The sequence below is a fragment of the Acetobacter tropicalis genome (assembly GCF_001580915.1).
Taxonomy (GTDB): domain Bacteria; phylum Pseudomonadota; class Alphaproteobacteria; order Acetobacterales; family Acetobacteraceae; genus Acetobacter; species Acetobacter tropicalis.
The window spans coordinates 1-14124 of sequence record NZ_LHZQ01000157.1 but is presented as its reverse complement, the minus strand read 5'-3'; the positions used below and the strand labels follow the sequence as shown (position 1 = coordinate 14124).

At 59.7% G+C, this 14124-nt stretch carries 10 protein-coding genes and 1 pseudogene; 8 read left to right on the top strand and 3 right to left on the bottom strand.

Translation table 11 applies throughout. The features are described from left to right. Window positions 1-54: 54 nt before the first annotated feature. Window positions 55-702, bottom strand: a complete 648-nt coding sequence (locus AD944_RS02640) for an SOS response-associated peptidase (protein ID WP_061474731.1) — start codon at window positions 700-702, stop codon at window positions 55-57. Between the two features lie 13 nt (window positions 703-715). Further along, window positions 716-2818 carry an ATP-dependent helicase gene (locus tag AD944_RS02635; protein WP_045541573.1) on the bottom strand — a complete coding sequence of 701 codons (2103 nt, stop codon included), beginning with the start codon at window positions 2816-2818 and terminating at the stop codon, window positions 716-718. 156 nt (window positions 2819-2974) lie between these two features. On the opposite strand from AD944_RS02635, the gene AD944_RS02630 reads away from it, so the two are divergent. From AD944_RS02630 to AD944_RS02600, 8 genes and pseudogenes are all read left to right on the top strand, one after another. Next, window positions 2975-3769, top strand: a complete 795-nt coding sequence (locus AD944_RS02630; protein WP_045541574.1) for an ImuA family protein — start codon at window positions 2975-2977, stop codon at window positions 3767-3769. Beyond that, a complete protein-coding gene (locus AD944_RS02625; protein ID WP_236709141.1) occupies window positions 3654-5207 on the top strand; it encodes a DUF6504 family protein in 1554 nt (517 codons plus the stop codon). The genes AD944_RS02630 and AD944_RS02625 overlap by 116 nt, the downstream gene beginning before the upstream one ends. Beyond that, window positions 5204-8380 (top strand): error-prone DNA polymerase, encoded by a 3177-nt coding sequence (locus AD944_RS02620; protein ID WP_045541575.1) that lies wholly within the window; start codon window positions 5204-5206, stop codon window positions 8378-8380. The genes AD944_RS02625 and AD944_RS02620 overlap by 4 nt, the downstream gene beginning before the upstream one ends. Before the next feature lie 656 nt (window positions 8381-9036). Further along, window positions 9037-9213 (top strand): hypothetical protein, encoded by a 177-nt coding sequence (locus tag AD944_RS16630; protein ID WP_156477244.1) that lies wholly within the window; start codon window positions 9037-9039, stop codon window positions 9211-9213. Between the two features lie 286 nt (window positions 9214-9499). Beyond that, window positions 9500-9859: an IS66-like element accessory protein TnpA gene (gene tnpA / locus AD944_RS02615; protein ID WP_007400224.1), complete on the top strand. Its 360-nt coding sequence runs from the start codon at window positions 9500-9502 to the stop codon at window positions 9857-9859. After that, window positions 9856-10203, top strand: a complete 348-nt coding sequence (gene tnpB / locus AD944_RS02610) for an IS66 family insertion sequence element accessory protein TnpB (RefSeq protein ID WP_010510701.1) — start codon at window positions 9856-9858, stop codon at window positions 10201-10203. The genes tnpA and tnpB overlap by 4 nt, the downstream gene beginning before the upstream one ends. A 63-nt stretch (window positions 10204-10266) precedes the next feature. Next, a pseudogene (gene tnpC / locus AD944_RS02605) lies at window positions 10267-11340 on the top strand (IS66 family transposase); the annotation flags it as partial. An 89-nt stretch (window positions 11341-11429) separates the two neighbouring features. Next, window positions 11430-12470 (top strand): IS110 family RNA-guided transposase, encoded by a 1041-nt coding sequence (locus AD944_RS02600; protein WP_012813095.1) that lies wholly within the window; start codon window positions 11430-11432, stop codon window positions 12468-12470. Window positions 12471-13013: 543 nt separating this feature from the next. Here the strand turns inward: AD944_RS02600 and AD944_RS02595 are convergent. Continuing rightward, on the bottom strand, window positions 13014-14036 hold the full coding sequence (locus AD944_RS02595) for an IS110 family RNA-guided transposase (protein WP_061474729.1): 1023 nt from the start codon (window positions 14034-14036) through the stop codon (window positions 13014-13016). Window positions 14037-14124: the final 88 nt, after the last annotated feature.

Sequence of the window (14124 nt, the reverse complement as noted above, 5' to 3'; positions counted from 1 at the left end):
ACCTGCACACCGCACCAATCCCGCGCAGCGGGTTCGTTCCACCCCCCATAACTGTCACTCCAAAGGCCAGGGGGGATCGACACAAGCAAGCATGCCATCTGACAAAGACTTCTGAAGACGCAAAGCCTCTGCGACCGGCGCATTCATCCACACATCCAGTTCGTCCGATTGTGTCAGAATGACGGGCATGGCTTTCGGATGGATCGCGCCCACTTCCTGATTGGCTTCGGTGGTCAGAAACCCGAACAGGTCATCCGTCGTTTCCCCGTCAGCCAGCTTGCGTACTGAGGTCCATCGACACCAGATCCCGGCGAAGAAAGCGAGCGGCTCTCCATCATTCCGCGCAAACCACACTGGCCGCGATTTCCCGTCGGGCAGACGCTCTGGTTCGGAGAACGCCGTCAGCGGCACCAGACAGCGATGCGCAACGCCCTCCCAGCGCTTCCACCATGTCGAGGTCGGATTGCGGATGTTGGTGACACCGCGATCGACCTTGTGCCCCCTGAGATAACCCGGGGGTGTCGGCATGCCCCAGCGCGCCATAACCAGTTCACGGCCATTCTCACCATTCCGCACGATCGGCGCCATCGTGTTCGGCCAGATCTCGGGCAACGGCTGAAGATTACCCGTTCGATCCTCAAGAACTTTCGCAATCTCCCGGATCGCCTGCGGGTTCGAGGTCATGGAATAGAGATTGCACATACGTGTTGTTCCCTTACGACCACATGCCGCGTAATCTGGCTGCCATATCGATCCTCACAGATTTCACGGCCTCCTGCCGGGCGTGCTCTTCCGGTTTCACGACAGGCCAGGCCACAGACTGGAACAGGGGCAGCATGTCCCGGTCGATGAAACGGGTGCGCGAGGCATAGACATGTCGGTCGCCCCGGCTGTGCTGGCCATGCACATAGAAGCGCTGCGGCACCATGATATCGAGACTGTCCTTCGCCCGCGTCATGGCGACATACAGCAGCCGGCGCTCCTCCTCGATGTCATCCTTCTCACCGGTGGCCAGATCGGACGGAATGCACCCATCGACCACGTTCATGACGAAGACATTCTTCCATTCCTGCCCCTTGGCGGAATGAATGGTCGAGAGGATGAGATAATCCTCATCCAGCAGCGGCACGCCAGCCTGATCGGATGTGGCATCCGGCGGGTCCAGTGTCAGTTCGGTCAGGAATTTCTCCCGTGAGGGATAGCCGCCGGCGATCTGCTCCAGTTGCACCAGATCGGCCAGACGGGTGGAGGCATCCTCATGCAGCCGCTCCAGATGCGGCTCATACCAGTACCGCACGGCTGCAATCTCGCCGGGCCAGCCAACCTGCTGGCCGCCCAGAGCGGTGAGCGTGTTCACAAACCCTGTCCAGGCCTCGCCGCTGCGCTGTGGCGCTTTGATATCCTTCAGCGCTTCGAAGGGATGGGCACTCTCGCCCATCGTATCCAGCACGCGCCGGGCCGAACTTGGCCCCACGCCGGGCAGAAGCTGCAACACCCGGAATCCGGCGATGCGGTCGCGCGGGTTCTGGGCAAAGCGCAAGAGCGCCAGAATATCTTTCACATGCGCACTGTCGAGAAACTTCAGACCGCCGAACTTCACAAACGGGATGTTGCGCCGGGTCAGCTCCACCTCCAGCGTGCCGCTATGGTGCGAAGCCCGGAACAGCACGGCCTGCTGCTTCATCGGTGTTCCGGTCTCACGCTCCTCCAGCACCCGATCGGCGATATAGTTCGCCTGGGCAGTGTCGTCCCAGATTGTCACGAGCCGGGGAAGTTCGTCAGACTGCCGCTCGGTCCACAGATCCTTGGTAAACCGCTCGGCTGCCTCTCCGATCACCGCGTTGGCCGCATCCAGAATGGGCTTTGTCGAGCGATAGTTCCGGTCCAGCGTCACAATGCGCGCGGGAGGATCGAAGGACGCCGGAAAATCGAGAATGTTGCGCACGGTCGCGGCCCGGAAGGCATAGATCGACTGCGCGTCATCGCCCACAACCGTCAGCCCGCGCCCGTCCGGCTTCATGCCCAGCAGGATACTCGCCTGCAGCCGATTCGTGTCCTGATATTCGTCGACCAGCACATGATCCCATTTACCGCCGATATCGGCAGCCAGCACCGGATCGCTGACCATCTGCGCCCAGCACAGCAGCAGGTCGTCGTAATCCAGCACGCCCTGCTCCTGCTTTGCCGTAACATAGCCTGCAAAAAGCTGTTTGAGCTGCGCTTCCCAACCCGCGCACCACGGATAGTGCTTCAGCAGCACATCGGCGAGCGGTGCGCCGGAATTGACGACACGGGAATAGATGGCAAGGCATGTGCCCTTGCCGGGGAAACGCTTTTCGGTTTTCGAAAACCCCAGATCATGCCGGATCAGGTTCATCAGATCAGCGGAATCCTCGCGGTCATGGATCGAAAAGGCCGGATCCATGCCGATCTGCCGGGCATACTCCCGCAGCAGCCGGGCACCGATGGAATGAAACGTGCCGGCCCAGGCCAGCGCGTCAGCCAGAGGACCGGCTTTGTCACCGAGCACCGTTTTGCAGATGCGCTCGACACGTCGCGTCATCTCGACACTGGCACGCCGGGAGAAGGTCAGCAGCAGGATGCGGCGCGGATCGGCGCCTGAGGCGATCAGATGCGCGACCCGATGGGCCAGTGTGTTGGTCTTGCCCGATCCGGCACCGGCGATGACCAGCAGCGGGGATGAATCTGCCCCGCCCGGCGAGACTCCGGTCCCGTGCGTGACGGCCTGCCGCTGCGCGTCATTCAGACGGGACAGGTAATCGTCGCTGCCCGAAGCGGGAGAAAGTTCTGGATTCAATTCCTTAGCGCACTTTCATCAACGATACCGATCCAACATCGGACACCAGCATGCCGGATACGGAGCGAATTTGCATTGACTTGCGTAGCATGATTAGAACAAATCAGGAACATATAATCATGAAATACGCCTACACAAGGACCGTCGAGCCGTGACATGACTGCTGAAATCCATAAAAAACCCGGTCTGGAGACGCTGCGGGCCGCAATCAGCCGTCTCGAAGGGCACAGCGACCGACGCCGTACGGTGCTGCCCTTTGGTGTGCGCGAGATAGACGCCCGTCTGCCCGGTGGCGGTCTGGCACTGGGCGCGTTGCACGAGGTGGCGGGCGGAGGCAACGACGCCCTGCACAGTGCAGCCGCCGGTCAGTTCTGCGCCGGGATTGCAGCCCGCACGCGCGGCAAGGTGCTCTGGATCGTCACCCGTCAGGACGTGTTTGCCCCCTCCCTGAAACAGGTGGGGCTGGCAGCACAGCGAACCATTTTTGTCGAGGCCAGTTCGGATGTCGATGTGCTGGCCTGCTTCGAGGAAGGTCTGCGGCATGGCGGCCTTGGGGCTGTGGTCGCCGAGGTGGCACGTCTGTCCATGACGGCATCCCGCCGTCTGCAACTGGCCGCCGAGACGTCTGGTTCGCTTGGCATCGCGATAAGACGCTGGCGGCGGCAGACGGATGCGGCAGATTTTGGTCAACCGACTGCCAGTGTGACCCGCTGGCGGGTCTCCGTCCTGCCGTCCGCGTCGTTGCCGGTTCCCGGTGTAGGAAGGCCGCGCTGGCTGCTGGAACTGATCCGCGCCCGGGCGGGCGAATGTGCCGATTTTGAAGTGGAGGCCTGTGATGCCAAAGGAAGGCTCTCTCCCTGTATCCCGGTCGCGGATCGTCTCGCTTTACCTGCCACTCTGGCCGACCGACCGGATCAGGAAACGACTTGGACCAGACGCGCCCGCGCCTGAAACGCCGCTGGCGCTGGCCGGGCGTGAAGGACGGCGGCGGGTTGTCCTGTCAGTCGATCTCGCCGCCCGGAAGCTGGGGCTGCGCCCCGGCACGCCGGTCGCCAAGGCTCAGGCGCTGTATCCCGATCTGGTGCTGATGGATGCCGATCCCGAAGGCGACCGGCTGGGGCTGGAAAAACTCGCCCTATGGTTTCAGCACCGGATCGCGCCCATTGTGGCAGTCGATGCGCCGGACGGCCTGATTCTGGACACGACCGGGGCGGATCACCTGCATGGTGGCGAACTTCCCATGCTCAAAGATATGGTCCACCGCATGGCGGGAGCCGGTTTTTGCTCTCGGGCCGTAGTCGCAGACACCTGGGGGGCGGCCCACGCGCTGGCTCGCTATGGCCGGTTAGCGATTGCGGTTGTCCCTTCAGATAAAACGACCTCTACTCTGGCTGATCTGCCTGTTGAGGCGCTACGTCTGCCTTCCACTATAATCGATGGACTGGCCACGCTGGGTGTGTCTCGTATCGGGCCGCTGGCGGCCATGCCGCGTGCCCCTTTGACCTTGCGTTTCGGCCCGGATGTGGCCCGCAGGCTGGATCAGGCCTTTGGACGCATCGGGGAGGCCATCGTGCCAGTCCGCCCTGTCGATCCGGTCGTGGTCAGCCGGAACTTTGCCGAACCCATCGGTGCTGCCGAGACCATCGCCAGATATATTGGCGAACTGGTGCCGCTGCTCTGCCAGGGTCTGGACGAACGTGGACAGGGCGTGCGCCGCCTCGACCTGCTGTTGCATCGGGTTGACAGCCGCACCGAAGCGATCCGCGTGGCCACGGCCATGCCAGTGCGGGACGGCACACGCCTGACCCTGCTGCTGTGCGAGAAAATCGAGACCATCAATCCGGGATTCGGCATCGAACGCATGGTGCTGATCGCCTCACTGGCGGAGCCCATGGACCGACGGCAGACCGCCTCCTCGCTCATCGCCGAGGAAGAGGCCGACGTGTCCGACCTGATCGACACGCTGGCCAACCGTGTCGGCACACAGGCGCTGTATCGCTTTGCCCCGGTGGAAAGCGATCTCCCTGAGAGATCTTTCTGCCGCGTGCCCGCGCTGGCGCCTGAGGAGACAAAGGACTGGCCGGATCACTGGCCGCGTCCAACACGTCTGCTGGCGCGCCCCGAGCCCGTGCAGGCCATGGCGGAACTGCCGGACCAGCCGCCGCTGTTCTTCATCTGGCGGGGCGTCCGGCGGAAGGTAAAATGCGCTGACGGGCCGGAGCGGGTGTTTGGCGAATGGTGGAAGAATGACGCGGAACTGACCATCGCCCGCGATTATTTCCGGGTGGAGGATACCAGTGGAGAGCGCTTCTGGCTTTACCGGGCGGGTGATGGCGAACATGGCGAGACCGGCTCGCAGGGCTGGTTTCTGCACGGGATTTTCGGATGAGCACCTCGGCACCGCGCTACGCCGAATTGCAGGTGACGACGTATTTCTCGTTCCTGCGCGGGGTCTCCTCGCCGATCGAACTGTTCGCGCAGGCAAAGGCCCTTGGCATTGAGGCGCTGGGCATCTGCGACCGCAATTCTCTGGCGGGCATGGTGCAGGCCCATGTCGCGGCAAAAGAGGTCGGGCTCCGCCTCGTGGTGGGATGCCGTCTCGATCTGGCGGATTTCCCGCCGGTTCTCGTTTATCCGACGGACCGGGCCGCGTATGGCCGACTGTGCCGTCTGCTCAGCCTCGGCAAAGCCCGGGCCGGCAAAGGGAAATGCCATCTGCTCTGGGAGGATCTGGTCGCCTGGGGCGAAGGCCAGATCGTTGTTATGATCCCCGACACAGCGGACGAGGCCTGCGGTCTGCATCTACGCAAGCTGAAGGACGCCTTTGCCGACCGGGCCTACATGGCGCTCACCCTGCTCCGTCGTCCCAATGACCAGATGCGGTTGTATGAGCTTGCCAACCTGGCGCATCTGGCGCGAGTGCCAACGGTCGTGACCAACGACGCGTTGTTCCACACCCATGACAGGCGCATCCTGCAGGATGTTGTCACCTGCATCCGCCACAACACCACCATCGACGAGGCCGGGTTTGTCCGCGAGCGTCACGCGGACCGCTATCTCAAGCCGCCACAGGAAATGGCCCGGCTGTTCAGCCGTTACCCCGAAGCGGCCGCCCGCACCATGGAGATTGTGGAGCGATGCCGCTTCTCACTTGATAATCTGGCCTATCAATATCCCGATGAAGTGTCCGTGCCCGGCCAGACACCGCAGCAGGCGCTGGAGGCGCTGACCTGGGAGGGCGCCCGTTCCGTTTATCCGGATGGCATACCGGATGACGTGGCGGAAACGCTCCGCCATGAACTCGGCCTGATCGGGCGGATGAACTATGCACCGTATTTCCTGACCGTGAACAGCATTGTCCGCTATGCACGTAGTCAGGATATTCTCTGCCAAGGCCGTGGTTCGGCGGCCAATAGCGCGGTCTGTTACGTGCTGGGCATCACCGCCATTGATCCGGCCCGCAACTCCCTGCTGTTCGAACGCTTCGTCTCCGAGGAACGGGGCGAGCCACCGGATATCGACGTGGATTTCGAACACGCACGGCGCGAGCAGGTCATCCAGTGGGTCTATGACCATTACGGTCGCGACCGGGCGGCGCTGACGGCGGTCGTGATCCGCTATCGCGCCAAGGGAGCACTGCGCGACGTCGGCAAGGTGATGGGCCTCCCTGAAGACCTGATCCGAACGTTGTCAGGTCAAATTCACGGCTGGGGCCGCAGGCTGGACGATGACGCCCTGAATGATACCGGCATCGATCTGTCCGACCGCCGCATCCGCCTGACGCTGGATCTGGCGAGCTGCCTAATCGGCGTGCCCCGTCACCTGTCGCAGCATCCTGGTGGTTTTGTCCTGACCCATGACCGGCTGGATGAACTGGTGCCGATCGAGCCAGCATCCATGGAGGCCCGCCAGATCATCGAATGGGACAAGGACGATATCGACGTCCTGAAATTCATGAAGGTGGATATCTTAGCACTTGGTATGCTGACCTGCATGAAAAATGGGCTGGATCTGCTGGCGGAGCACAAGGGCCAGCACTTCACGCTCCAGACCCTCCCGGCCGAGGATCCGCGCACCTACGCCATGATCAGGAAGGCCGATACGATCGGCGTGTTCCAGATCGAAAGCCGGGCACAGATGTCCATGCTGCCACGGCTCAAACCGCGTGTGTTCTACGATCTGGTCATTGAGGTCGCGATCGTGCGTCCTGGCCCCATTCAGGGCGATATGGTCCATCCCTATCTCCGCAGGCGCGAGGGCATTGAGCCCGAAGATTATCCGACGCCGGAACTGGAAAAGGTGCTGAAAAAGACACTCGGGATCCCGTTGTTTCAGGAACAGGCCATGCAGGTGGCCATGATCTGTGCGGGGTTTACCGCCGCCGAGGCGGATCAGTTGCGCCGGGCCATGGCGACGTTCAAAAATACCGGCACCGTCTCACAGTTCCAGAGACGGCTGATCGAAGGCATGCGGGCCAATGGGTATGACGAGGACTTCGCCGAGCGGATCTATCAGCAACTCGAAGGCTTTGGCTCCTACGGATTTCCCGAGAGCCATGCCGCCAGTTTCGCCATTCTGGCTTATTCATCCTCGTGGATGAAATGCACCCATCCGGATGTGTTTCTGGCCTCGCTTCTGAATTCCCAGCCGATGGGATTTTACGCGCCAGCGCAGCTTGTCCGTGATGCCCGCGAGCACGGTGTGGAGATCCGGCCTGTCTGTATAAATGCCTCACGCTGGGACAGCACGCTGGAAGGACCGGAAAGCCCCAATGGCCGCTTCGCCGTGCGGCTGGGCATGAGTCTGGTCAAGGGGCTGGCCAATGACGATGCCGCCCGGATTGTTGCGGCGCGGGCCAGTCGGCCTTTTGTCTCCGTGGATGATCTGTGGCGTCGGGCGGGTGTGAAAGCGGCAGCCCTGACCCATCTGGCCGAGGCGGACGCGTTCCGCCCCTCGCTCGGGCTGGCACGGCGCGAGGCGCTGTGGGCGATCAAGGCTCTGCGCGATGAACCGTTGCCGCTATTTGCGGCAGCGCAGGTCACACGGGAAGCCGAAGAACCGGATGTGCTGCTGCAGCCCATGCGCGACGGAGCAGAGGTAGTGCGGGATTACAACCGGCTTGGCCTTACCCTGCGGGAGCATCCCCTGACCTTCCTACGCGAGGACCTTCGGGCGCGAGACATCATATCCTGTCGGCAGGCGCTGGCCGCGAAGGATGGAAAGCGTCTCACCGTGGCGGGGCTTGTGCTGGTGCGTCAGAGGCCCGGCTCCGCCGAAGGCGTGGTGTTCATGACGCTGGAGGACGAGACGGCCAACATGAACGTCATCATCTGGCCGGATCTGTTCGACGCCAACCGCAGCGTGGTGCTGGGCGGGCAGATGCTGGCGGTGACAGGCATGCTCCAGAATGGAGGGGGCGTCGTGCATCTGGTGGCGAAGGAGATCACCGACCTTTCCGGGCTACTCTCGGACCTTGGGAACCGGTCGGCTGGAGGCGCATCCGACCAGATGGAAAATTCCTGCGGCGAGCATATCGTCGTTAGATCGCGCAATTTTCACTGAGCATGGGGCAACGCAGATAGGCGCGGCAGGTAACACGATTCCGGGCACACCGTATAACAAGATCGCAGCCGAACTTATATCTCTCGCTGCAGCAATAAACGGTCCGAATTGGCCCTGAAAGCACCTTGAATTCCTGTGCCTCAAGCCTGTGGATAAGTCTGATTTGAACCAGATTTACAATGCTGTCCATGGGACGTCCAAAAAAATGGGGGTAGAAAACCGTCACTTTTTTTTCCGGATTCCGTACATGAAATACAGGGCAAGTGCCATATTCCGCCCCCGCCCGGTTAGGGTGGGGTGTTGCGTGTTACGGTATCGAATCGAAAAGGGAGCCGAATTTATTCGGCGATAGAGAGAGAAGAAAAAAGAGAAAAAGCGTAGCGATTTCATATGCATAACGGAGTGTGCATATGAAATTGCGGTAGCGTGCCCTCCAAACCGGGAAAATGGGGCGTAGGGTAGAGGAGATGGTGGTTTCGGGCGTCTCTTGGGAGAACGCTGTCAGGAAGGCGGTGAATCTCGGGGGGTGTATAGGCTCACGCTCTCGGAGAAGCCATTTTTTTGAGACTGTGGGGGTGTAAAGGAGTTTCCGGTGGTGAGTGGTGCGGAGCGCCTCTTGGGCCTCGTTGTGGCGCTATGTAGAGGGAAATGGTGTCATGGCGGCTGCTCTAGGGGCTGATCTGGGTCGTTTTAGGCAGTTTGGGCGGGTGTGTGATTGGTACCGCAGTTTGGCCGTGTTTTTTGTACCACAAAAACTGAACACTGTTGTAAAAAAGGGCACTTTTGGGATTAAATCCCAAAACCCCTTTTTTGGGGTTGAGGAATATCAATGACTTAGAGTTTTGATATCGGAACGAATATGGCCTAAAAATGGCCTATTTTTGGGCGCTTTCCCCCTGTGTATAAAACCGTGGATGGTTTTTGAACAAAATTGTGTCTTTCTGAGAAATACGCAGGCTTTCATGAATGGACGTTCCGGCGCTTTCTGCCATCTCTGATACTTAATCAGGTGCTGTTCTAAGGTAACCGGCCGTTTGAGGCCGCCTTATGATTGAGGATTGTGACTGGTAACTTACCGTCGTTAACGACGTCGTTATTGACGTCATTTGAGAGGTAAGAATGACCCAGGAAATCCTGATTGGCGTTGAACGCCGCCGCCGCTGGTCGGATGAACGGAAGCTGGCGATACTGGCTGAAGTTGGTGTGGATGGAGCAAGTGTATCGGATGTGGCACGTCGACATGACCTGACCCGCCAACATCTTTACCAATGGCGGACGTCATTCCGTCAAAGACTATCTTCCCCAGATCAGTCTGTGGCGTTTGTTCCTGTTGCTTCAGTGACGACACCTGCTGTGGCATCTGGCGGTGATCCTGACGAACTGGCCATAGTGCTGCGCAATGGCCGTAGTATCAGGGTGACGGGACATCCTGCCGAAGATCTTCTGGCCCGGGTCATCCGGATTGCGGAGACGGCATGATTGGCGTGGGCAACGGCGTGCGTGTCTATCTGGCCTGCGGGGTGACCGATATGCGCAAGGGCATATCGGGTCTGGCAGCACTGGCACAGGACGTGCTGCGTCAGAACCCGACATCAGGGGCGCTCTTTGCCTTTCGTGGTCGCCGTGGGGACAGGATCAAGCTTCTGATGTGGGACGGTCAGGGGTTCTGTCTTTATTACAAGGTGCTTGAGAAGGGACGTTTTCCATGGCCGTCTCCGGCAGAGGGCGTTGCACGCCTGACGACAGCACAGATGGCCATGCTGTGGGAAGGCATGGAGTGGAGACGCCCGTCCTGGTCTGCGCCACCGTCTCGCGTGGCCTGATGTTTATGGTGTGAGAGTGCAGAACCTTTTGTAATTTCTTGGGTTTTCTGCTATTTTTTCATCATGACGCCTGCACCCGCGATCCTGCCTGATGATCCGGATATCCTGAGGGACATGATTGTTTCCCTGCAGACTGAAGTGGCTCGGCTTTCTGCTTCAGCCCGTGTGTATGCAGCGCTTGTCCAGTCTCTCAAAATCCGGATCGCGCGCCTTCAGAAACAGAAATTCGGGGCCAGTTCAGAAAAGATAGACCGTGAGATTGAACAACTCGAACTGCTCCTTGAAGATGTAAAAATCGCCATCGCGGCAGCCGATCCTTCTCCTGATATAAGGGAGCATGATGTCAGCGATGGTGTAGTCTCTTCTCCCAGACAGCGTGGCAAGCCAAAGGTTTCTGACACGACACCCCGGGAGCGTCTTGTTCTCGACCCAGGTGAGGCCTGTCCTGCCTGTGGCGGTCCCCTGCGCCTCGTCGGCGAAGATGTCACCGAAATACTGGACTTTATTGCGGCAAAACTGAAAGTTGTCGAAACGGCACGGCTGAAGAAATCCTGCCGTCACTGCGAAACACTGGTGCAGCCTGAAGCACCGTCGCGCCCTGTCCCACGGGGGATGGCTGGCACCGGGCTTTTAGCCCATATCCTGGTCTCGAAATTCGATGACCACATTCCGCTTTATCGTCAGAATGAGATCTTTGCCCGTCAGGGTGTGGACATTCCCCGTTCAACCCTGATCGACTGGTGTGGTCAGGCCGTTGCCGTTCTGCGTCCTCTGACAGATCTGATCCGTCAGGATGTCGTAAAGGCAGACCTGCTACATGCTGATGATACACCCATCCAGGTTCTTGACCCCCGTCTGCGTCAGGCTGGCAAACCCCGGGGCGTGAAGGAAGGGCGGATCTGGAGCTATCTGCGCGATCCCCGCCCATGGGGAGGGAGTGATCCGCCCGCCGTTGCCTACTGGTTCTCTCCCGATCGCAAGGGGATCAATCCCCAGACCCATCTGGCACAGTTCCGGGGCATTCTGCAGGCTGACGCCTACGCCGGGTTCAGGGATCTGTATAAACCAGACGCAACAGGAACCGTGCACGTGCGCGAAGCGGCCTGCTGGGCTCATCTCCGCCGGGCCTTCCATGATGTCTTCTTCTGTGATGGGGTGGACGGCTCCCAACGGCATCGCGATGTGCCAAGGTGAAGTCGTTGCAGAATTCACAGAGGAGGCCACCCATGGAACAAATTATCCGTATTGGCATGGACACGTCAAAAAGTGTTTTCCAATTGCACGGTGTAAACGCGAAGGAGCAGCCTGTTTTGCGCAGGAAGCTATCCCGCCGGGAGATGGTAAAGTTTTTTGAGAAACTGCCCCCGATTGAAATCGCGATTGAGGCCTGTGGCGCCTCCCATTACTGGGGGCGGGTGCTCTCGTGTCTGGGACACACAGTGAAGCTGATCGCGCCGCAGCTCGTGAAGCCTTATGTCAAGCGCGGGAAAAACGATGCCGCCGACGCGGAAGCCCTCTGTGAAGCGATGAGTCGGCCTACAATGCGGTTCGTCCCGCTCAAGAGCGAGGAAGAGCAGGCAGCGTTGATGCTGATTGGAATGCGGGCACGACTTATCCGGAACCGCACACAGCTCGCCAATACGATCCGGGGATATGCTGCCGAGTTTGGGATCACGGCGCCCAAAGGCATGTGCCGGATTGAGGCACTCCTTGATCGGATCGCTGCGGACGAAAGCCTGCCCACATTGACGCGCGAGTTGTTTGCCCTTCACGCAAAGGAATATGCTGAATTGCAAGGTGAAATCGAACAGCTTGAGGGCAAGGTGATGGCATGGCACCGCGCCAACGAATGCAGTCAGCGTCTTGCGAAAATTCCGGGCGTTGGCCCGATCGGCGCAGCGCTGCTGATGATGAAAACGCCTGATCCGCATCTGTTCAAATCGGGTCGAGCCTTTGCGGCCTGGATCGGATTGACGCCCAGGGATCACTCAACCGGTGGAAAAACAAGGCTTGGCAGAATCACACGCGCTGGCGATGAGGTCTTGCGAAGCACGCTGGTGGTTGGCGCGACCGCAGTCGTGTCGCATGCCCGGCGGACCAATGGGAAGAATGCCTCATCTTGGTTACGTGAATTGCTGGAGCGCAAAAAACCGAAACTCGCAGCGGTGGCCCTTGCCAATAAGATTGCGCGGATTGCCTGGAAACTGATGGTCAGCGGCGAACACTATAAGCGCCTTCTGCAGCAACCCGGCGCAGCTGCTGTTTGAGCTTAGCCTGGCACGATGCGCTGACATTTGACGCTCTCGTGCCGAGCTGAGGTCGTGGCTTGCAAGTAATAGAGGAGATGGTGTGATCGATCGATCCATGGCGTGAGAAAACCCGTGGCAACCAGTGGTCATCAAAGACCGCTTCTGTGTTTGGAGCTCACGCTGCGGAAGCCATCTTGGCCAGCGACCCTATGGCCGCATCAACAGGCCGGACATATGGAAGCAAAGATCCGATCATTTTCTTGCCTAGCCCCTTGCAAGGGGGAGCCGTCCACATATGGTTGCCGTCCGTTATGCAAGAGTTTTCTGACCCATATTGACGTGTGATCGTGTGCGGTCTTCTGTAAGGCCTGTTGATGTGGCCTTTCAGAAGCCACTGGCCGGTATGGTGATCAGCGGATCAGATCCAAATCTGCGGGGCGTGCTTGAAAGTACGAAAAGACATACTGGTTTTTCCGATCCGGATCAAACGATCATGCGCCCATTCAGGTCATCGCCCTCTCACACCCCTACCGGTTCCATCCGCGGGAGCCGAGCCATCGCTCAGACTGCCACAGACAGGGCCGGATCCCGATAATCCTCCTGTTTCGTTGCCATGGCCCAGATGCCCCTTGCCATCCTGTTGGCCAGGGCAATCGCGACCAGCATACGGGGCTTGCGGGCCAGCATCCGCGCCAACCAGCTTCCCGGTGCTGGGCCCTTGCGACTGACCCAGTTCACCTGGGTCATGGCACCCATGATGAGAAGCCTGCGGATATCAGCCTGTCCGGCTTTTGATATCTTCCCCAGCCGTTCCTTTCCGCCAGATGAGAACTGACGGGGCACCAGTCCCAGCCACGCAGCAAAGTCGCGCCCGCGCCGGAAGGTCGACAGGTCAGGCGCAAAAGCTTCAACCGCAAGAGCGGTCAGAGGACCCACTCCAGGCATGCTCTGCAATCTGCAGGCGTTTTCACTTTCCTGGGCAAGCATCCTGATCTTCTTTGTTCTGGCATCAATCCGCACACTCTGTTCCGAAATCTGTTGCAGCAGATCAAGGCATTCCTGCCTTACAAGCTCTGGCAGAACTGCCTCATCCAGCAGGGCTTCAATGCGTTTGATATGCGCAATCCCCTGTGGCACGACGAGACCGAATTCATACAGAACGGCACGCAGGGCATTCACCAGTTCCGTGCGTTGGTGCACCAGACGCTCGCGGGAGCGAAAGAGAACGCTTCGGGCCTGCTGCGCTTGAGTGCGCGGTTCGACAAAGCGCATTTCCGGCTGACGGGCCGCAATGACGATCGCTTCCGCATCAGCAGCATCGTTCTTCTGCCGCTTCACGAAAGGCTTCACATACTGCGGAGCGATCAGTCTGACCTCGTGACCAGCTCCTGCCAGTTCGCGGGCCCAGTAATGCGCGCTCCCGCACGCTTCAAGAACGACCAGAGCAGGCGGCTGCGTGGCCATGAACTGCATAAACTGCTGACGACGCAGCTTTTTGCGAAACGTCACCTCGCCCGTATGTGAAGCTCCATGAATCTGGAAAATGTTCTTTGCCAGATCAACGCCAATTACTGTATCCTTCATCTGCCGTCCTTTCACGCGGTTGTTCTATTCAACGACCATTCTGGCACATTGCGATGCCGTGCGGGGAGGACGGCAACCACCCCATCTG